The sequence below is a fragment of the Pantoea sp. ANP04 genome, from assembly GCF_041982285.1.
GTDB lineage: Bacteria > Pseudomonadota > Gammaproteobacteria > Enterobacterales > Enterobacteriaceae > Pantoea > Pantoea eucalypti.
Map to the genome: position 1 here is coordinate 256,114 of NZ_JAUTYS010000001.1, position 21,433 is coordinate 277,546.

The following is a 21,433-nucleotide window of genomic DNA, read 5'->3' on the forward strand; positions in this document are numbered from 1 at the left end:
AAATAAACAGTTCAGTCGACAACGGTCGATTAAAAATCTGAATTCTCACACGCGAGCGCCCCCGCGTGACACTTATCACGAAGGGGCGCCCGTCGGGTCAATCAGTGGACCAGCCAAAACTCCCGCGCCACTTCATAGCCAGTAACGGCCTGCTTGGTTGAAATGGTGTTGTAGTAGAGGTAATAGAGCAGGAAGAACACCAGCATCGCGTACAGCGCTGGCTTCCACGATCGCCTTGCCTGATAAATCAGTGAGGTCAGGATGATCGGCTCGACCTGTTGCAAATAGTTGGACAGGCGCGAACCTGAAGGGAAGTTGTACAGGAAGATCCTGACAGCACCGCCAATAGCAAAACTCATGATCAGCAGATAGTTAAGACGATACTGAGCATAATTTTCGCGCTTCAACTGGTCAGTAAGCATGAAATAGAAGAAGACAAACACCAGCATGATGTTTTTCAGGTTCGATACGGCCAGGATGCTGCCACCCATTGCGTAGGACGGGTCATTGTTATAGCCCGATGCCCTTTCCCCCAGCGATCCAAGATGACCCGCAATCAGGGCAACAAAGCTGGATCCGCCCACTACGGACAGCGGCAGACTGGCAACGATAATGACCACAGGCCACCAGCGCCAGTCGCGAATAAACAGGAACGGCACAAGTGTTACCACCATTACGGCAGTGTTATGGCTTGTAAACGACAGAATAAAGAAGGCAAAAGCCCACCAGTAACGCTTGAGATAGATTGACCACAGGACACCAAGGAACAGCGCAGAACTCAGGCCAAAGCGAATCTGGTTTATATCTTTGTTAATAAAGATGTGCGCTGAATAGAGCACCAGCGCCAGCACCGGATACGGTGACATCTTTCTGAAGAAGTAAGCATTGATGGATACGGCAAGGGCGCAGAAAACAAACAGAAAGATGCTGGCATTATGCGAAAACAGACTGGTGATCCAGGCCGTGGCAAAAATCAGCGGTTCGTAACGGAAAAAAGCAACGGTTTTAAAGAAGCCGTTAATCTCTATACGTCGAACAAAGTCCTCAAAGAAGCTCCGGTACTGGAAGTCATCCATGCCGGTGCCAAGGCCGCGTATTCCCCCAAAAACAATCAATAGAATGGCAGCAAAACAGAGCAGCCAGGTCAGAATATGATTTGTGCGTTCGTCTTTTTTCAGGGCTAATTCAAACAGCGAAATCAGCAGTAAAAATCCTGATACATACCAATATGGAGCCATGGTGTGATTCCTTAATTCCACAAGTTCTCATGCCAGCAATAATCACGCTTCGCCTTCCCGACGGGCTTTTCAGTAAACCTGACAGTACGGTCACACATTGCGTGCAGGCAATGCCATGCTGGTGATGAATTCTGTTGATTGACGCTCGCCATGCGATTTATAGAGGTATCGCTTTTGTGGGTTTGGACAGAATAACCTGTGTAAATTGATGCGTGTCGTCATTCAAAAGGACGATAAAAAGGGGCGGTCAGACCGCCCCCTGGTTATTACTCAATGATCAGCTTTTGCTGGGCTTGCTGTAGTCATAGGCGTAGTAGTCATAACCATGTCCGTAAGCATTGGCGGCTTTACGCACCACGGCGTTGAGGATCACACCTTTAATCTCAATACCGTTCTGGGCAAAGCGTTTGAAGCTGACGTCCACTTCTTTGGTGGTATTGGCTTCGAAACGCGCCACCATCAGTGAAGTACCGGCCATTTTACCGATAATTGACGCATCGGTGACGGCCAGGATTGGCGGCGTATCGATTAACACCAGGTCGTAGTTCTTGCTCGCCCAATCCAGCAGCTCACCCATACGACGATGCATCAGCAGCTCAGACGGGTTCGGTGGAACCTGACCACGTGGCAGGAAGTCGAAACCGTAGACGCCCTGCTGAATCAGCGCCGGGCTGAATTCCGTTTTACCGGAGAGCACGTTTGACAGGCCTGATTTGTTATCCGCGCCCAGCAGCTCGTGGGTGTAACCACGACGCATGTCGCCATCGATAAACAGAACACGCTGACCCGCTTTCGCGACCAGTGTCGCCAGGTTGGCACAGATAAAGGTTTTACCAATACCCGGGCTGGCGCCGGTGATCATCAGGATGTTGTTTTTCGCTTCCATCATGGCGAAGTGCAGGCTGGTGCGCAGGCTACGAATCGCTTCGATGGAGAGGTCAGTCGGATTACCCAGCGCCAGCAGTGTTTCGTGCGGGTCGGTTTTCACCTTGCTGCCACGACGCGCCAGCGCTTCGGTATCTTTCTTACGCTGCCACTCAGAGAGTGGAACGCTGGCGTAGACATTCATGCCCAGCTCTTCCAGCTGTTCAGGGTTCTCGATACCGTGATGCAGCAGAGCTTTCAGCAGAACCAGACCCACTGACACGAACAGGCCCAGAATCAGGCTTGCAGCGATAATCAGCAGCTTCTTCGGTGCAACCGGTGAATTAGCCGTCTGCGCATTGTCGATGATGCGGACATCACCCACGGTGCTGGCTTTGCTGATGCTCAGCTCCTGCTGACGGTTCAGCAACTGCATGTAGATCTCCTGACCTGACTGAACGTCACGGGTCAGACGCAGGATTTCCTGCTGAGTCTGTGGCATGCCAGAAATTTTCTTGTTCAGCTGAGCCTGTTCACCTTCCAGCGTTTTGCGTTTTTCAAGCAGCGCGCGATACGTTGGGTGATCTTTGGTAAACAGCTGAGACACTTCAGCTTCACGGAAGGTCAGTTCGTTCAACTGGCTCTGCACGCTGACAGAAGAGTCCAGGGCGGATTTCGCTTCCAGTGACAGGTCAACCGATTCGTTCTGACGACGGAACGTATTCAGTTTGTTTTCTGCTTCATCCAGCTTTGCGCGAACGGCAGGCAACTGAGTGCGTAAGAACTCCAGGCTTTTCTCTGCCTGCTCTGACTTGCGCTCAACGTTCTGTAACAGATAGTTGTTCACAATCTGGTTCAGGACTTTGCTGATCTGCTCGGGATCTTCACCCAGATACTCCAGACCCAGTACGCCGGTATCTTTACCTTTGTCTGCAACGGTCAGGTTAGCCAGTACGGAACGGATCGCCTGCAGGTCATTCAGCTTAGTCACGGTGAAGCTGGTGCCTTCATCGGCATGAATCTCGCTCACCAGCATGCTGATGTCGCCGTGCGACTCCAGCTGGCCGACTTTACCTTTAAACAACTCATCGCCATCTTTAGAGACGGTGTAGCTATCCGGACCGGTAACTTCCAGCTCGACATTACGTTTTTCGACAGTGCGTGGGATTTCCAGACGCGAAATCGCGATATCAGCAGGTTTGTTGCCCATCAGGCGCGACAGGCCCTTGCCGATAACCGGGAAGTAGTTCTGCTCAACCACAGTATCCAGACCCAGATCGTCAACGGTTTTGCCGATGACCATACGGGATTCCAGAATCTCGATCTCCGTATCGGAGGCTGGCGTTTGTGGCAGAATGCTGTCAATTTCGTTCAGGACGGTACTGGCATTCTTCTGCTCAACCTGAACTAACGCATCTGCGCTGTAAATCGGTGTTGCAAACAGTGTGTAGAGTGTTCCCGCCAGCATGAAAAATGCGGTAACGGCAACAATGATCCAGCGATGATCAATTAGCTGTCCCACAAGATGCGCCAGATCCCATCCATTCGAATCCTCTCCCGGCGCAGTTCTGACCTTATTTTTTATATTCATGGATAATCCCAACTATCGGCTTAATACGTTGACCCATTTCTGGGTAGCGTTTTCCAGTAACCCGTAAATCTCTTCAAAGGCCTCACGGCTTTTTCTGTACGGATCCGCAATTTCTTTCTGATTGAGCCAGTGCCCAAGCAACATGGTTTTGCCACGTGCAGCCGGGTCGATGCGATTGACCTGTTCAATATGTCGCTTTTCCATGACCAGAATCAGGTCAGCCTGACGGCACATTTCGGCCGTCAGTTGCTGTGCCTGATGTCCTTCCAGCGACAGACCCTGTGCTGCCGCGACCTCGGATGCCATTCTGTCGGCCGCATGGCCTACCAGCGCTCCCAGGCCAGCAGAGCGAACATCCAAATCGGGCAATGCACGTTTAAACAGGCGCTCTCCGGTAGGAGAGCGGCAGATGTTGCCAATGCAAACGACTAACACGGACGTAATCATGGTCAGACCTTAGTTCGACCAGTTGCGGATACGCTGTGCGGCCTGAGTCGCATCGTTGATACCAGCAATGGTTGGTATCAGTTGCGAAATCACACGGTTCCAGCGCGTCAGCGGTGTAGAGGTGACATAGACGATGTCATAAGGCTGGAGCTGGAAATCGGTTCCCATCACCATGGATGCTGCATCTTTGGTGTTCAACTGATAGATGTTGGCAATCTTGCTGCGATCGGTGCCGTGCAGTGGACGGATAACGAAGACACCAGTAGCGTCAGAGGTGGTTTGATCCATCCCCGCCGCATTGCCCAGCGCTTCCGCCAGCGTCATGCCGCTACGGTCCATTTTCAGCGTGGTTTGCTGCTTCACTTCACCCATCACGAAGATTTTCAGATCATCGTTACGCGGAACGTAGAGAATATCGCCTGGATAGAGCAGGTGGTTCTGGCTCAGGTCGCCATTCTGCATCAGTGCCTGCAGAGAGACGCGCTGCTCACGACCGTTGTGCGTCAGCACGACGTTACGCCAGTCAGCATCAGGTGCCAGGCCGCCAGCGGCGTTGATCGCATCCAGAACCGTCAACGGTACGTTGGTGATCGCCTGCTGACCAGAGGTGGTCACAGAACCCGTAACATAGGTTTTCTGCGATTTGAACGAGGCGATGCTGACATCAACCTGTGGACTTTCAATATACTGAGCCAGACGACGCGAAACTTCGTCACGCACTTCGCCGACGGTACGGCCCGCGACACGGACGCGACCAATGTAAGGATAGAAGATGGTGCCGTCAGAATGCACCCAGTTACCGGTGTCGCTAGCGCTACGGTATTGACCCGCTGGCGTGGTCAGTTCCGGGTGATCCCAGACTGTCACGGTCAGGACATCGCCCACGCCAATACGGTATTCATAGTTCTGAATTTCGTTCTGCAGTGCCGGGTTCGTCTGAGCCACCAGAGGCTTAGGACGCATCTTTTCAACCAGTGAAGGCGTTAACGGAAAGACGTTGACGTATTTATCGATGTCAAAGTTGCTATCCTGCTGCTCGATAACATCTTTTCCTGATGTAGTAAGACGAGAACCGGGTTCGATTGTACACCCGACAAGGAATGTGGCGGATACCAGCAAGGGTATCAATTTCATTTTGATTGTAATCATTTAGATCTTCGCTATCAGTTATTTATTGATAGAGGCGAAACCGCCGCTGTGTAAGCGTCCAACAAAAAGTAAATCCTGGCTGACTAAAGCCTTAAGCACTGAACCTGTCGTTCATTATCCTTGCTCCACTTGTTATAAGTAGTGGCCATCAACCAGGGTGTACCTGAAACGCCTTGCATCATAGCGGACTATGGATGCACTGCGATATCCCTGGTGATGGCCGCTATTAACGACACGCCTGACAACGGCACAACACCTCTGAGCGCGCGTTAGCACGCTCATTTCGACTCACGGTTAATAGGCACCGTCGCGTTTTAACACCACACCCACTGTTTTGAACAGAATGGCAATGTCATTCCACAGTGACCAGTTTTTTACGTACCACGAATCGAAATAGACGCGGGTTTCATAGTCAACGTCATTACGACCGCTGACCTGCCACAATCCCGTCATGCCCGGCTTAGCCATCAGGTAATAATCAACATCACCAGCATAACGACAGAGTTCATCTTCAATGACCGGACGAGGTCCAACCAGACTCATATCACCGCGCACCACGTTCCAGAGCTGAGGCAGCTCATCGAGGCTTGTTTTACGGATGAAGTGGCCCACTTTAGTAATACGTGGATCATTTTTGAGTTTGAAATCTTTATCCCATTCCGCACGCGCAATCGGATCGGTGCGTAATACCTCTTCCAGCACTTCTTTGGAATTGATGACCATTGAACGGAATTTCAGGCATTTGAATTTACGGCCATTCATTCCCACACGTTCGTGACCATAAATCGGCGGTCCACCATCACGGCCCACCAGGAAGCCCAGCACCAGCAGCGCTGGCATCAGCATCAGGATAATTGAGAGTGCACCCACGATATCGAATGCCCGCTTCAGGAAACGCGAGGTGCGTTTAGCGAGGTTATTCTGAACACGCAGAATCATCACCTCATGGCTAAAGATATAAGCCATGTCTGTACCGTAAAGCGGAACACCACGCAGGGTCGGAATCACTGAAACTGAACGGCAGTTATGCATCGCCAGCGATTTTAGCCAGATATCACGATACTGACTCTGCTCATACTCGACTGCCACGATAAACTGGGTTTCGCTGTTAGTCAGGCTCCAGAGCTCCTGCTCATCACGCAGCACTGGCACGCCATTCATGATCTCCTGCGGACAGGTTCCATCAACGTCGTAGAAAGCGATAACGTCAAAACCCATGACCTCTTCGCTTTGCAGTGCCTGCCAGGCTTCGTGCGCATTTTTGCTGCTGCCGATAATAATGGTTTGTTTCTTCCACAAGCCTTTTTTATTCAGCAGACGTTTTGAGAGCGCACGACAGGTTGGAATTAAAATCAGCGCCAGAACCCAGGTCAGTAACCAGACGAAACGCGACATCTGCCACTGCGACAGTGCGGTGATCGACAGATCGATGACAGAAAATATAAGAATGGTACGAAAAACTTCTTTTAATTCGAACCAGAAAGGTTTCCGGTAGGTATAGTGCCGAAGCCTTACCCAGAACCAGCCAATACAAATTACCGACAGACAAATGTGTGTGGCAATTTTTAAATTCATTTCTTTTTCAGAAATATCTGCCAGCGGCGAACCTGAGTGAAGATTAATTAGCATCATCGCCACAAATAATGCTGCGTTGAAACAAATTAAGTCTGAACATGCCAGCATTAATTTGGTAATAAGACTTTTAAACGTAAATTCTGTATCGCGCATATTTAACTCTTTATTTTATTTCCTTAAACCCGCAACGGCTATCGCCTGTTAAATCATTAAGCGACGAAACCTCTCCAGACTGAGCCGTTTCTAAGGGGAGCTCCTGCGGCGTTTACGCCAATGATCTTAACCATAAACCAGTAATATTGTGATGAATACCAACAGATTACTCTGACTTAACCACCGCCAGCGCTGCTCACTTTATCAACAAAAACACGATTCGGGCACGCTACCGCCCTTGGCTGTCGCTGCCAATATCGCTGTCGTCATTCATATTGATCCCCGTAATGCAGTAACGTTACCGCATTGCATCGTGCAGACGTTCACCGGCGAATGACTCATTCGTCACATTGCGATTAATGTCGAATAGGCTCGCGAATTACGACTCTGGGGCAGAGTTTGCAAACTTGTTGCTATACTAGTTATTACTGGCTTGTTTACAAGCAGGTCCCGCTATCCCTGGACTATTTTAGGAAAAAGACTACCAGCGATTAGTATTGAGGCCTGACAGGCAGTGCAATGCTTTCTTCAAAATTAGGATTAATGCCATACTCGTGATGAGATAAATCGCATAAGCCCGACAGGTGAATATCTCATCCAGGGTTAAAAAGGAGTCAGAATACTCTCTGCTGCATTCTGTGAATTTAATCAAAACGTCACACTCATATGTTCATATTTTGCACGATATATAGCCTCGATTGGGTCATCGCTCCCCTGCCCTGCCATTTGTACGTGGCTTTGCACTCCACTATCATCAGAGAAAACTCAATTTAAAATATTCAGGTGAACATGACATGCTGGAGGTAATTGCAGATCCCTCGCTATGGGCGGGATTAGTAACGCTAATCGTTCTGGAACTGGTTTTAGGCATCGACAATCTTATCTTTATTGCCATCCTGGTTGAGAAGCTGCCTGGACCGCTTCGCGACCGCGCACGCGTGATAGGACTGCTGCTGGCGTTATTATGCCGATTATTGTTACTGGCATCGCTTTCCTGGCTGGTTACCCTGAAAGAACCCTGGATCACGCTGGGCGGACACCCCTTTAGTGCGCGCGATCTGTTGCTGCTGTCAGGCGGGATTTTCCTGCTATTTAAAGCCACTACAGAGTTGAATGCGCGTCTGGAAGGACACGATGAGGCGTCCGGTCAACAAAAAGGCGGCGCTAAATTCTGGCCGGTGGTGGCGCAAATCGTGGTGCTGGATGCCATATTCTCACTGGATGCGGTCATTACCGCCGTGGGCATGGTGAATGATCTGCCCGTCATGATGGTTGCTGTCACCATTGCCATTTTGCTGATGCTGCTCGCCAGCAAGCCGTTAACCCGCTTTGTGAACAACCATCCGACAATTGTCATCCTCTGCTTAAGCTTTTTGCTGATGATCGGTTTCAGCCTGGTGGCGGAAGGCTTTGGCTTTGTCATTCCTAAAGGGTATCTCTACGCGGCCATCGGCTTCTCAGTTGTCATCGAAGCGCTTAACCAGCTGGCACACTTTAATCGCCGCCGCGTGCTGTCGGCTGGTCGCCCACTGCGCCAGCGCACGGCTGAAGCGGTATTAAGGCTGCTGCGCGGGGCAGCAGAACCGGCGGAGCTGGATGCCAAAACCTCATCACTGATTGCTGACAGCGATGAGAGTATGCTCTTTAACCGCCAGGAACGCGCAATGATTGCCCGCGTGCTGGGCATGGGTCAGCGTCACGTTAACAGCATCATGACCTCGCGTCACGACGTCGACCATATTGATCTCAGTGATGATCCGGCTGAGATCATGTCGCGCCTTGACCGCAATCAGCACACGCGCATTCTGATAACCGAGCACTCCAGTGAACCACTGGGTGTGGTGCATGTTATCGATCTGCTGCACCAGTCGCTGCACAACAATTCACTCGATTTACGCGCCCTTATCCGACAACCGCTGGTATTTCCTGAGCGACTGACCCTGCTGCAGGCGCTGGAACAGTTTCGTCAGGCTCATACACATTTTGCCTTTGTGGTGGATGAGTTCGGTTCAATGGAAGGCGTGGTGACGCTGAGCGATGTGATGGAGACCATCGCCGGCAATCTGCCGAATGAGGCAGGTGAAATTGACGCCCGTTACGATATACAGATTCAGGGTGAAGGTCACTGGATTGCCAACGGCCATATGCCACTGGACGATCTGGCGCTCTATGTGAAATTGCCGCTGGATGAACAGCGTGACTACCATACGTTGGCTGGATTACTGATGGATAAGCTGCAACACATTCCTCAGGAAGGCGAAGTGTTGCAACTGGGTGACTATCTGCTGCGAACGCTGCAGGTTGAAAATCATCGGATTCAGAAGGTAGAAATTCTGCGGCAGCCTGACGCAGATTACGAGGTATAGCCACTGCCAGGGGCGCAGGGGATGCGCCCGCTAGGGGCGCATGATTTTCTTCAGATTCTCTTTGTTCTCGCCCTCTTTCTGGCGATCAATCCACTGATTCAGACGTGACCTGGCCTCACTCTGCAGACGGTTACGAAGAACGTCATCCACTGGCAGGGAATATTGCAGGCTGTTCCAGCCGCCATACATACGCAGTGGGATAGGCTGACTGGAAAGTGCCTTCACCAGCGCATCATCGCCACGCCAGCCGCTGATTTTCAGTCCCAGCGTCACATCCAGCTGTTGCTGCACCATGTCGACTTTGCCCGCGCCCTGTAATCCCAGATTCTGACCGTTACCATTGAGATCACTGAAGCTGAGTACACCTTTATTCAGCGCCACCTGCCCGCTGATCGACTCAATACCCTCTTCTACGGCATCCTGGCTGCTGACCTTATCGCTGACCCGAGCCACAGCACGCTGCACCATTTGCTGGAGATTAAGCTGTGCCAGCTTCAGGTTGCTGGCACTGATCGTCGCCCTGCCCTGCCAGCTGCGCTTTGCCGCCTCGACTGTCAGCGTATCGCCGGACAGCTCCCCGTCAAGACTCAGGTTGCCCTGCAGACTTTCCGGTAGTGCAAACGCTTTCAGCAACGGCTGGATTTGAATAAACCGGAGTTGCGGTTTCAGGCTGACCCGTGTCTCTGGATGACGAATGTCGATGCTGCCGGGAATCGAGAAGCTGCCATTACCCAGCTTGCCGCTGAGGGTGTTCAGCGTCATGAGTCCCTGCTGATTGCGGGCATTTAACGTAAAATCAGTCAGCGAGAGGCCGCGCCATACCGCATTATTCGCCTGAAGTTTTAGCGCCAGATCCATGTCGTTGAGAGGAGAGTCCGCATTGGTGCGTTCACGCGGCGCAGCAATCACCGGCGAACGGGCCACGGTGGCGTGCTGCGCGCCAGGCGCTTCAGAAACGGGCGCACTGGTGAGTAAATTATCGAGATTCAGGTTGCTGGCTTTCAGATCCAGCGCCAGCTGCTGTGGCGGCACCACATGACCACTGCCCTGCCCGGTCAGGGTACTGTCATTTGCGGTGAGCTGCAGACCACTAAAGGAGAACTGCTGCCGGTCACCATTCCATTCGCCTTGCAGGCTTAACGACCCTTTAATCCCCTGAGACGGAATGTCGGCGCCCGATAAGGTGTAATCGAGCTGCTGCAGCTGGCCGGTAAGACGGTGCGGATATTGCGCAGCATCCAGCTGGCCTTTGAGATTCAGCGCGGCGTTGCGCTGGTTGCGCATCAGCGTCGTGCTCAGAGACAGTGTCGCCAGCTTGTTCGCGTCCTGATCCATCGTAATGTTGAGGTCGCGGAAATTATATTCGTCGCCGCCTGGCTGTTGCCAGATCAGCAGACTGTCGGCTACCCGCAGTTTAGCGATATCAAATGACCAGCCGGTGGATGGCGAGGCAGGCTCCGCATCACGGGGACCCTGAGGGGCATTTCTGGCAGGCTGCGCGCTACTGTCGGGCGTTACCCGCACTATCGCATTTTTCAGCAACACCTGACTGACGCTGAGCTGATGGGATAAAAGAGGCCAGAGATCAACATCGAGACGCATGTTCTCCGCTGAGACCAGCGGCTGAGTCGCCCCCGGCGCGGTGAGGCTCATCCGCCCAGCCAGGATGCTGAGCTGAGGCCAGACGTGCCAGCGCAAATCGTTACTGACCTCAAGGCGATAACCACTGCGTTGTTCAACCTGTTGCACCATATAGGTACGGAAGTCGTTGGGATTGACCAGCAGCACCAGCGCGCTCAATCCCGTTACGACCACCACTAACAGGATGGCCAGCGTGGTTATCACTCTTTTCATTACATCCTCAGATCAGTCTTTATCGATACGGCTGGCATCAGCGCCCTGCTGACCCCGATATTTAGCATCTTCACGTCGGTTATAAGGACGCGCAGCCGGGCCTGAAAGCGGTTCAAAACTCAGCGCGCCGATTAACATACCCGGACGCAGAGCCAGCGGCAGTTTACCTGAATTGTAGAATTCCAGCACGATACGACCCTGCCAGCCTGGATCAATGCGGTGCGCTGTCACATGCACCATCAGCCCGAGGCGCGCCAGCGATGAACGGCCATCCAGCCAGCCGACCAGGTCGTCAGGCAGCGTCACGGACTCCAGCGTTACCGCCAGCGCCAGCTCACCCGGATGGAGGAAAAAGGCTTCACCATCAGGCAACACGATCTCATCGCTCATGACCCGATCCAGTGCCGCGCTTACTTCCTGTTTCGGGCCACTCAGATCGATAAAGGCCGCGGTATGACCGCTGAAGGTGCGGAACTGATTCCCCAGGCGCACATCGACGGTTGCCCCATTAATGCGCTCGACAGGCGGGCGTGGCTCAATGGCCAGTTTGCCATTGTCCAGCCAGGCTTCAATATCGCGATCGCATAATCTCATTGCGGTAACTCCATGGCATAAGTGTAGCGAACCGGTGACAGCGTGCTTGCCACCGGTCTGCACCCCGTCCGGATGGACGTGGGTTATTCAAAAAACTGGTTAATTTTCGCCTTCAGGATATCAATGGCGATACGGTTTTTTCCGCCGCGCGGCACAATGATATCGGCGTACTGTTTTGATGGCTCGATAAACTGCAGAAACATCGGACGCACGGTCTTCTGATACTGACTCATTACCGAATCCATTGAGCGGCCGCGCTCATTGACGTCACGTTTCATACGGCGCATCAGACAGATATCAAGCGGCGTGTCGACGAAGATAGAAAAGTTAAGTTCCTGGCGCAGACGGGCATCGGTTAACAGCAGAATGCCTTCAAGAATAATGACCTTTTTCGCTTTCAGGTGCTGCGTTTGCTGAGTGCGGGTGTGCTCAACGTAGCTGTAGACCGGCAGCTCAATGTCCTGCCCGGCTTTTACCGCCTGCAGATGCTGCAACAGCAAATCATGATCCATCGCACTCGGATGGTCATAATTGGTTTTAACCCTCTCTTCCATGGTGAGGTGACTTTGATCTTTGTAATAAGCATCTTCCGGGATAACCCCGATATGCTCGTCACCTACCTGATCACGGATTTCACGATAGAGCGTGCTGGCAATTAAACTTTTACCGGATGCGGAAGCGCCGGCAATGCCTACAATCACGCACTGATGAGACTTGTCAGTCATACTTTTTTAAGACCTGATAACTGGAGCCTGCCACTGGTCACACATTACGCGGGCAGCGGACGGGCCGAAATGGAGAGGGTGTGTTCGCGCTAAGTATAGGGATTTCGGCCTTTTGATGCCAGAAAAATGGCACCGGCGTCTTTTCAGACTTTCTCCTTTGGACGCCACTCATTTCACCGATAAACTAGCAGCACACCATATTATAAAAAAATGGCCTGTGCGGCGCGCGGTTGTCTGAACGCGTGTCGCTGACATGATGACCGAATGATGCATCAGGAGTGGTATGCACTGGAAGACTTTGACCTATTTTGGCGACAGCATGCTGTTGATTCCGACAGCGGTAATTATTGCGCTGATTTTGCCGTGGAAAAGTGATAACCGCCTTACGGTCTTTTACTGGATTGTGGCCTTTGGCCTGGCTGGCCTGACAGTCAGCATCTCAAAGATTCTGTTTCTCGGGTTTGGCATCGGCAGTGCCCGTTTTAATTTTACCGGCTTCAGCGGTCACAGCGCGATGTCCGCTACCCTGTGGCCAGTGATGCTGTGGCTGATTTCCGGACGCTGGTCAGCAAAATGGCGCATTGCCGCGATTGGCGTGGGTTACCTGATTCCTCTGATGGTTGGGTTCTCGCGTCTGGTCATCCACGCTCACTCGAAAAGTGAGGTTGCCACTGGTCTGCTGCTGGGCTTCACGTTGAGTACCGCGTTTCTGATCTCTCAGCGCCGCACCGCGCTCAAAGGCTTTAGCTGGCCACAGATCGGTGCTGCACTGTTAGTGCCGTTTCTATTAATGGGTCATGGCCGTGTCGCCACGACGCAACAGTTTCTGGAACGCTTCTCTGCCAGCCTCGCGGGGCTGGAGAAGCCCTATACCCGCGCCGATCTTTTCCGCCAGTAATCAATACGCTGGTCATCAATTTCTCTGTGCCCGTCAATTCACCGAATAACGGGCAATATTGATTTCACCCCTTTTTTCTTTGCCGAATGTGCTAGCATGCAGTCAGAGAATGACTGGTGCCTGATTCGCCGTAGCGGAGCGTTGCACCCTGACGGAAGTCCGCATGACGATAGAGATCCTGTCCCCGCAAAAGAGCACGCCAAACTGCTGGCTTTCGGCGCTGTTCCTTGGCTGTATAGTGTTTGTCCTGACACTGTTCTGTCTTGAACTGATCGTGGTCAGCGGGAAAATCTCCCCGCTCTGGTTCCCGACGACATTAATGACTGTGGTGGTTTTCCGCTGTCCGTCACGACAGCTACCCCTGCTGCTGACTGCCTGTGTGCTGGGCACCGCCGCGGCCAACGCCATCATCATCGGGCCTGCCTTTTCAAACATTAAATTCGCGCTGTTAAACCTTATTCAGGCCAGTGTGGGTGGCATGCTGCTGCGCGCGCTGCTGGATCGGCGCGCGCCACTGAACTCTCTGCATGACTGGGCCCGGATGGTGTTATCGGTGGGTATCGTGACACCGGTTCTGGGCGGCCTGCTGGCGCTCTGGACGCTGCAGGTCAGCGGCCACGCTTCGTTTCCCTTCTTTTATACATGGGTGATCTCAGAAATCATCGGCATGCTGGTGTTAGGCCCGATGCTGCTGCTGCTGCCCTGGCCGCTGCGACGGGCCCAGTTCAGCGAGCTGGGCAGGCAGTTGCCAGAAACGTTGATGACGCTGCTCCTGACCCTGGGTGCCAGTTATCTGTCGCTGCGTTTTCTGCCCTGGCCCTTTACCTTTATTGTCGTAATCCTGTTCTGGTGCGCGGTGCGCCTGCCCAAGCTGCAGGCGTTTGTGCTGTTCTTCATCAACGCCAGTTTTATCTCGATGCTGCTGGCTTTGGATGCGGTCAGCGTAGTAAACAACAACAGCGCGCTGGGCCCGGTATCCAGCTGGTTACCTTTCCTTCTGGTGTTGATCCCCAGCCACATTATGTCGCTGGTGATGGATGCGTTCCGGCGTGAAAAACTCCACATCACCGACAGCGAAACCCGCTTCCGTCACGCCATGGAATACTCTGCAATCGGTATGGCGCTGGTGGCGCCTCAGGGTAAATGGCTGCAGGTTAACCGCTCGCTGTGCGATATCCTTGGCTATCCGGCCGAAGAGCTCAAACGCCTGACATTCCAGCAAATTACGCATCCCGATGATCTGAGCCTTGATCTGCAACATGCCAGCCGATTGCTGGAAGGTGAGATTGATACGTACACGTTTGAGAAGCGCTATTTTCGTAAAGATGGTGAGATTGTCTGGGCACGCCTCACGGTATCGCTGGTGCGCGATGGCAGCCAGGAACCGCTCTATTTTATCGCGCAAATTATTGATATCTCTGAACTGAAGCAGAGTGAGCAGGTGAATCGCCGGCTGATGGAGCGCATCACGCTGGCCAACGAAGCCGGTGGCATTGGCGTGTGGGAGTGGAACCTGCTGACCGGTGAAATGTTATGGGACAAGCGCATGTATGCCCTGTTTGGTCTCGCCTCTCATGAGTCGCCCAGCTATGACCTCTGGATCCATCTGCTGCATACCGCAGATCGGGAGTATGCTGCGCTGACGGTGCAACAGGCGATTGAGCTGCGCAGTGCTTTTCACATGGAGTATCGCGTGGTTAATGCCGAGGGCCAGCGCTGGGTGCGCACCCAGGCAAACCGTTTACTGAGTAAAGAGGGCCGCATTGAGCGCATGCTGGGGATCTGCCAGGACATCACCCCGCTTCGTAATCTGAACGAAGCGCTGTTTCAGGAGAAAGAGCGCATGGCGATAACCCTGGACTCAATCGGTGAAGCGGTTATCAGCACGGACAAAGAGATGCGTGTCGCCTTTATGAATCCGGTGGCGGAGAAGATGAGTGGCTTGTCACAGGAGCAGGCTGCCGGGCAGCCGCTCAGTGAGCTGCTGCACATAACTCAGGGACGTAACGGCCCGAAAGTGGAGAATCTGCTGTTGTGCCAGTTGCCACCGGAAAAAATCACCCCCAGTCTGGCTGAAGATCTGGTGCTCCACACCCCGGATGGCGGCCACATCGATATTCATTACAGCATCACGCCACTGCGTTCAGAAGCGGGCGTGGAACAGGGTGCCGTCATGGTTATTCAGGATGTGAGTGAATCACGTAAACTGATGAAGCGCCTGAGTTACAGCGCCCTCCACGACACCCTGACCCGCCTGCCTAACCGCGCCAGCTTTGAGCTTCAGCTTAAACGTCTGCTGTTTGATGCCGCTGAACATCAGCATCAGCATGTGCTGGTGTTTATCGACCTGGATAAGTTTAAAGCGGTCAATGACACCGCAGGGCATGCCGCAGGCGATGCATTGCTGCGCGAGCTCTCCGATCTGATGCAGCACCATCTGCGCAGCAGCGACTTCCTGGCCCGACTGGGCGGCGATGAGTTTGCGCTTCTGATGCCTGATTGCGATGTGGGTCAGGCACATGACGTGGTGCAGCGCATCGTCGCTGCGGTCAACGATTACCGCTTCCAGTGGCTGGGTCGCCTCTATCATGTGGGCGCCAGTGCGGGAGTGACACAAATTTCAGCAGAAAACTGTCAGAGCAGCGACGTCCTTTCTCAGGCGGATATCGCCTGTTACAACGCCAAACGCAGTGGGCGTGGACGACTGATGATTTATGAGCAGCATAGCTTACCGCTGCCGGGTAACCATCAGGGAATGGATGCCGCGATGATTGATGCGCTGCAGATTGAACTGCCCGCCTGGCCTGTTGCGCCACCCAAAACCCCGCAGGCCGCCTTTATCTGGCTGCTTGATGTACAGCTGTTAACCGCAGATGGATTACTGCTGGATGAGACGTTGCTGCGCAATAACCTGCACGATGAGACGCTGCGACGTCGTCTCGATAACAATATTCTTGCGGTTTTTTTCCGCCACGACGTGGAAAAGCTCAATCAGAAAGGCATTCCGGTGATTTTGCCGCTTGATGCCGGGATACTCAGTGATGCCGCCTTTGTGGAGCAACTCTGTCAGCGCTTTGTCGCGGCCGGTCTCTCTGAAAGCCACTGTGGTTTCGCTTTCCCTGCGGCCAGCGTGTTGAGCAAAGGCGATCAGCTCTATTCCGCACTGCTGCAACTGCGGCAGTGTGGCTGCCGTATCGTATTGCAACATTTTGGCCGAAATCTGGACGCGTTTACTCTGCTGAGTAACGAGGTAGTTGATTACCTGGTACTGGCACCTGAACTGGTTGCTAACGTTCACAATAATCTGATGGATGAGATGCTGCTGACCATTATTCAGGGCCAGGCAACGCAGCGTAACATCGCGGTGCTGGCCGGTCCGGTTTCGGTCCCTGCTGTGCTCAGCACGCTGGCTACCCTTGATGTGGATGGCGTCTGGGGCAGTGCCGTGGCCGAGCGGCAGCCATTACGCGCACTGGCCGAAGATCGAATCTTCGCTATCCGTTAATTCCAGCGCGACCTGCTTGCTACACTGATGAAGCTGCGCTAAAGTCGCCCCCTTTTTTCCGGCATGGGGGCGAAAATGTTCATAGGATTCGATTACGGTACGGCTAACTGCTCAATTGCAGTCAGCGAAAATGGCACGCCACGTCTGTTAACGCTGGAAAATGATCAGCGCCTGCTGCCGTCGATGATCTGTGCGCCTACCCGCGAGTCGATCAGCGAATGGCTCTATCGCCATCATCAGGTGGCAACACCTGATAGCGAAACCACCGCGTTGTTGCAGCGCGCCCTGCGTTATAACCGCGAAGAAGATATTGAGGTTCAGCCCAACAGTGTGCAGTTTGGCCTTACCGCGCTGCAGCACTATATGGTCGATCCCGAAGATGTCTGGTTCGTTAAATCCCCCAAATCCTTTCTGGGTGCCACTGGCCTGAAGCCGCAGCAGATTGCTCTGTTTGAAGATCTGGTCTGCGCCATGATGCTGCACATCCGCCAAAAGGGCGAAAGCCAGCTTGATCACGCTATCGATCAGGCTGTGATCGGGCGACCGGTCAACTTCCAGGGCTTAGGCAGTGAAGAGTCTAACCAGCAGGCTGAAGGCATTCTGCTTCGCGCAGCACACCGTGCCGGTTTCCGCGACGTGGAATTTCAGTTTGAACCGGTGGCAGCCGGACTCGATTTCGAAGCCACACTCAAACAGGAAACAACCGTGCTGGTTGTGGATATCGGCGGCGGAACCACCGACTGCTCGATGTTGCTGATGGGGCCAAAGTGGCGTGATAAGGCCGACCGCCGCGAAAGCCTGTTGGGCCATAGCGGTTGCCGCGTTGGCGGTAACGACCTGGATATCATGCTGACGTTTAAGACCCTGATGCCGCTACTTGGCCTGGGTGGTAATACCCAGAAAGGCACCGCCTTGCCAGCCCTGCCGTGGTGGAACGCCATCGCGATAAATGATGTGCCGGCACAGAGCGACTTCTACAGCCCGGCCTGCGGAAAGTGGCTGCGGGATTTAGTGCGGGATGCTGAACAGGGTGATGTGGTGGCTCGCCTGCTGAAAGTGTGGCAGCAGAAGCTGAGTTATCGCCTGGTGCGTGCGGCGGAAGAGAGCAAGATTGCGCTGTCAGCTAATCCGGCACATACCGCCTCGCTCGACTTTATTGCCGCGGCATTAGAGACAGAAATTGGTGTGGAGCAGTTGCAGGACGCCATCAGTCAGCCGCTGGAGAAAATTCTGGAGCAGGTGCAGCTGGCCTTAGCCACCAGCCAGATTAAACCGGATGTCATCTACCTGACCGGCGGCAGTGCGCGTTCACCGTTACTGCGCGCGGCACTGCAGCAGACGCTGCCGGATACGCCGATTGCGGGCGGCGATGATTTCGCCTCCGTCACCGCCGGGCTGGCCCGCTGGGCAGAAGTGATGTTCCGTTGATCTTTGGCAGCCCTGCTATGTAAAAAAAAGCACCTTTAAGTGCCCTTTCAGACTGCTGACAAATTCAAATCATGGTGTAACTGGCAGCGACGGAATAACTCAACAAGCAGGGAACACGGTCAGAGGAGGAAAGCGTCCCGCGCCATGGACGGCGGGGGCCGAGCGTGCCAGGGATTGGTGTAAGCGACTTTCCGATCTGACCGTGTTTACTGCACTGGCTCGATCTCACAGCTAACCGAGCCAAACTTCGTCATCAATCTCAAACGGCAACTGCTTATCGTTTTTGTTTGCAGACAACGATGAGCACGCTCCCATCGCTTTACGTTTGGGAGCAGTCTGCCTGATACATCTGAGCCCTTTTGGGCTGTAAATCAGAAGGCAATATTGGCGCTGATACCGCCGATAAACGCATCCTTCACTTCGCTTACCGCGCCTGGCGCCACCACATACTGCAGGTTTGGTCGCAGTGACATCCAGTTCGTCACTTTGGCGTTGTAATAAACCTCATAGTTGTACTCTGAACCTTCCTGAATCGGCAGATAAGTCGGGCTGTCAAAGCGGCTCTCGCCATTCGCCTGATTCTGCTGACGCAGAGCGCGGGTGTAGTCGCTGTTCACATGAATACGCGACGCGCCCACGCCGATCTCATCCTGAGGACGGGCATCAAACGGTCCTGTCCAGGTAAACGCGATAGACTGGTAGTTATCCGTCTTCGAGGTCTTGTGATCGTTCATCACCGCCTGAACCCGCACGCCCAGACCACGATTCACATCGCCATCCTGCGCGGTCAGCTGTTGCTGTAACAGCAGATAGCCGCCATAGGCATGCGCCTGATCCTGATAGCCGCCATTGCGCCAGCTGCCATAAACATCGCCATCCACCGACGAATAGTAATAACCGATGCGGTAGTTACCCGGTAATTTCTCCGGCCCGAACGTCGGTTTCCAGCCCAGTTCCACCGGCACCAGATTGCCCTCGGAATTGCTGGTATCCAGACGGAAGCCATCTCCGCGATCATAGTTAGCTCGGTTCTGATTGTAGAAACCAACCTGGAAGAAGACCTCCGGGGTGATATTGAACTTAATCCGACCGCCCCACTGCGATACCGGCCAGTTGAACCAGCGGTCGCCGCGCCAGTTACCTGCCTGTCCGCTGCCCAGTGCCAGGTTCTGGAACAGGTTGCCATCGAAATTATCGAAGTCTTCACCCACCGTCACGCGTCCGGCTTTCAGATCGACCACATCGTTAAACAATCCTTTGCGTAACCAGAACTGTGTCAGACGCCAGGTCTGGCCGCGACCATACACCTCCTGCACGGAGGAGAGCATCCCGGTGCGTTGATCCGCGACCTGCTCAGAAACATTCTGACCGTTACGATTCGTCACGGTCATCTGAAATTCGGCATCCTGCCAGTCCAGCAGCTTTTGCAGGTCGAAATTGGTGCCGAACGTCCACTGGTCGCTGTAGCGCATGGTGGTGTTGGTATTTGCGCCACCCCCTAAATTTGCGGCGCTCTCCATGGTGTAGTTGACGTCAAACTTGATGCCGTCATCCTGCAATTGCGTTCGGTAGCCGCCCCAGTCACCAAACATCCATTCGGAGTCCGGACTCAGCGCGTCAGCAGCCATGGCTTGTGAAGAAAAAATGGCCAGGATCAGGGTGCCCGTTGCCATACTGGCAGCGGAAAAGGTGGGTGCTTTTCTGTTTTTCATCTTGTTTATTCTTATGTGAGTTACGGGAAGTGACGCGCAGAGGATAGTGCTGGGTAAACGCTGTTTTTTATAAATACGTGCGCATAATTTCCCGTAACATCCGTTTATTAATGCAAGTGTGATCGGGATCTCTGATTGATTATTCTTTGGTCGGGCTTACTTCCTGCACAGCCATACCGTAAAAAGGGGCGCTGGCGCCCCTGAAGTTAACGGCTCGCCTGGTTCAGTTGCGCGATCTGCGCGGGGGTCAGCGTCAGTTGCATCGCACCAGCCAGATCGTCGAGTTGTTTAATCGACGTCGCACTGACAATCGGGGCGGTGATGCCAGGACGGGCAATCAGCCATGCCAGTGCCACATGAGCTGGCGTCGCCTGATGGGCTTCACTGATGGCATCCAGCGCATCCAGGATCCGCAGACCGCGCGGGTTAAGGTATTTCTCCACCACGCCCTGCCCGCGTGCGCTTTTACCGGCATCTGCTGCATCACGATATTTGCCACTGAGAAAACCGCTGGCCAGCGAGTAGTAGTTGATCACGCCTAAACCCTGCGCCATGACAACGGGCTCCAGCTCCGACTCATAAGGCTGGCGGTCAAACAGGTTATATTGCGGTTGCAGCGTTTCATAACGCGCCAGCCCCTGCGATTCACTCACCTTCAACGCCTCCTGCAGACGCGCTGCGCTGTAATTGGAGGCACCAATGGCGCGCACTTTACCTTCACGGATCAGGCTGTCAAAGGTGCTCAGCGTTTCCGTCAGCGGCGTATCCTGATCGTCGCGGTGTGCCTGATAGAGGTCGATGTAGTCAGTCTGTAAGCGGCGAAGTGAATCTTCGACTGCCTGACGGATATATTGCGGCTTCAGCCCGGTCTTCTCAGGCGACATTTCCATGCCAACTTTGGTTGCCAGCACGATCTGGTCACGTTTTCCGCTTTTTTTCAGCCACTCTCCAATAATGGTTTCGGATTCACCGCCTTTATTGCCTGGCGCCCAGCGGGAGTAGACATCGGCGGTATCGATGAACCACAGCCCTCGTTCAACCAGCCCATCCAGCAGAGAAAACGAGGTGGGTTGATCCACCGTCCAGCCAAACACATTGCCGCCAAACGTCAGTAACGGCACCGTAATCCCACTGTCACCCAACTGCCGGGTTTGATTCTGACTCATTATCTGCTCCTTAATTTGCCTGACAAACTGCCTGTTTCTCAGCATAGCAAAGTGTTTTCACGCCTTTATGACGATTGTGCTGCGATTAATGTAATAACAGGCATAATTACCCGGCCCTGACAGATATCCTTATTTCCTTCAAATTTTGCCTGTCAGAGGCGACTACAC

General features: G+C 53.4%; 14 protein-coding genes. 4 read left to right on the top strand and 10 right to left on the bottom strand.

All coding sequences use genetic code 11. The features are described from left to right. Positions 1-101: 101 nt before the first annotated feature. From Q7C21_RS01175 to wbaP, 5 genes are all read right to left on the bottom strand, one after another. Positions 102-1,238: an EpsG family protein gene (locus Q7C21_RS01175; RefSeq protein WP_004571285.1), complete on the bottom strand. Its 1,137-nt coding sequence runs from the start codon at positions 1,236-1,238 to the stop codon at positions 102-104. Positions 1,239-1,515: 277 nt separating this feature from the next. Beyond that, a complete protein-coding gene (wzc, locus tag Q7C21_RS01180; RefSeq protein WP_192377741.1) occupies positions 1,516-3,693 on the bottom strand; it encodes a tyrosine-protein kinase Wzc in 2,178 nt (725 codons plus the stop codon). A 12-nt stretch (positions 3,694-3,705) separates the two neighbouring features. After that, positions 3,706-4,140, bottom strand: coding sequence for a protein-tyrosine-phosphatase (locus Q7C21_RS01185; RefSeq protein ID WP_008926086.1), 435 nt, complete (start codon positions 4,138-4,140; stop codon positions 3,706-3,708). A gap of 9 nt (positions 4,141-4,149) precedes the next feature. Next, entirely contained in the window at positions 4,150-5,289 is a 1,140-nt protein-coding gene (locus Q7C21_RS01190; protein WP_033762024.1) for a polysaccharide export protein, read from the bottom strand. A 294-nt stretch (positions 5,290-5,583) separates the two neighbouring features. After that, a complete protein-coding gene (wbaP, locus tag Q7C21_RS01195) occupies positions 5,584-7,017 on the bottom strand; it encodes an undecaprenyl-phosphate galactose phosphotransferase WbaP (RefSeq protein WP_004571283.1) in 1,434 nt (477 codons plus the stop codon). Positions 7,018-7,811: 794 nt separating this feature from the next. Between wbaP and Q7C21_RS01200 the strand changes: the two genes are divergently transcribed. Further along, the gene (locus tag Q7C21_RS01200) at positions 7,812-9,383 is read left to right on the top strand and encodes a TerC family protein (protein WP_110411252.1); all 1,572 of its coding nucleotides are present in this window, start codon (positions 7,812-7,814) and stop codon (positions 9,381-9,383) included. A gap of 30 nt (positions 9,384-9,413) precedes the next feature. On the opposite strand, the gene asmA is transcribed toward Q7C21_RS01200, so the two are convergent. From asmA to udk, 3 genes are all read right to left on the bottom strand, one after another. Further along, complete coding sequence (asmA, locus tag Q7C21_RS01205; protein WP_154926628.1) at positions 9,414-11,237, bottom strand: outer membrane assembly protein AsmA; 1,824 nt, start codon at positions 11,235-11,237, stop codon at positions 9,414-9,416. 12 nt (positions 11,238-11,249) lie between these two features. Continuing rightward, positions 11,250-11,831, bottom strand: a complete 582-nt coding sequence (dcd, locus tag Q7C21_RS01210; RefSeq protein ID WP_004571280.1) for a dCTP deaminase — start codon at positions 11,829-11,831, stop codon at positions 11,250-11,252. Positions 11,832-11,914: 83 nt separating this feature from the next. After that, on the bottom strand, positions 11,915-12,556 hold the full coding sequence (udk, locus tag Q7C21_RS01215) for a uridine kinase (RefSeq protein WP_004571279.1): 642 nt from the start codon (positions 12,554-12,556) through the stop codon (positions 11,915-11,917). Positions 12,557-12,839: 283 nt separating this feature from the next. Here udk and Q7C21_RS01220 point away from each other — a divergent pair, with 283 nt between their 5' ends. The 3 genes from Q7C21_RS01220 to yegD all read left to right on the top strand — a co-directional run bounded on the left by Q7C21_RS01220 (position 12,840) and on the right by yegD (position 18,387). Next, a complete protein-coding gene (locus tag Q7C21_RS01220) occupies positions 12,840-13,454 on the top strand; it encodes a phosphatase PAP2 family protein (protein WP_004571278.1) in 615 nt (204 codons plus the stop codon). 163 nt (positions 13,455-13,617) lie between these two features. Next, positions 13,618-16,959: a diguanylate cyclase gene (locus Q7C21_RS01225; protein WP_039659793.1), complete on the top strand. Its 3,342-nt coding sequence runs from the start codon at positions 13,618-13,620 to the stop codon at positions 16,957-16,959. A 75-nt stretch (positions 16,960-17,034) separates the two neighbouring features. Continuing rightward, entirely contained in the window at positions 17,035-18,387 is a 1,353-nt protein-coding gene (gene yegD / locus Q7C21_RS01230) for a molecular chaperone (RefSeq protein WP_008926093.1), read from the top strand. Between the two features lie 371 nt (positions 18,388-18,758). On the opposite strand, the gene Q7C21_RS01235 is transcribed toward yegD, so the two are convergent. Further along, positions 18,759-20,099 (bottom strand): carbohydrate porin, encoded by a 1,341-nt coding sequence (locus tag Q7C21_RS01235; protein ID WP_004571275.1) that lies wholly within the window; start codon positions 20,097-20,099, stop codon positions 18,759-18,761. Between the two features lie 206 nt (positions 20,100-20,305). Continuing rightward, a complete protein-coding gene (locus tag Q7C21_RS01240; protein WP_375150276.1) occupies positions 20,306-21,265 on the bottom strand; it encodes an aldo/keto reductase in 960 nt (319 codons plus the stop codon). Positions 21,266-21,433: the final 168 nt, after the last annotated feature.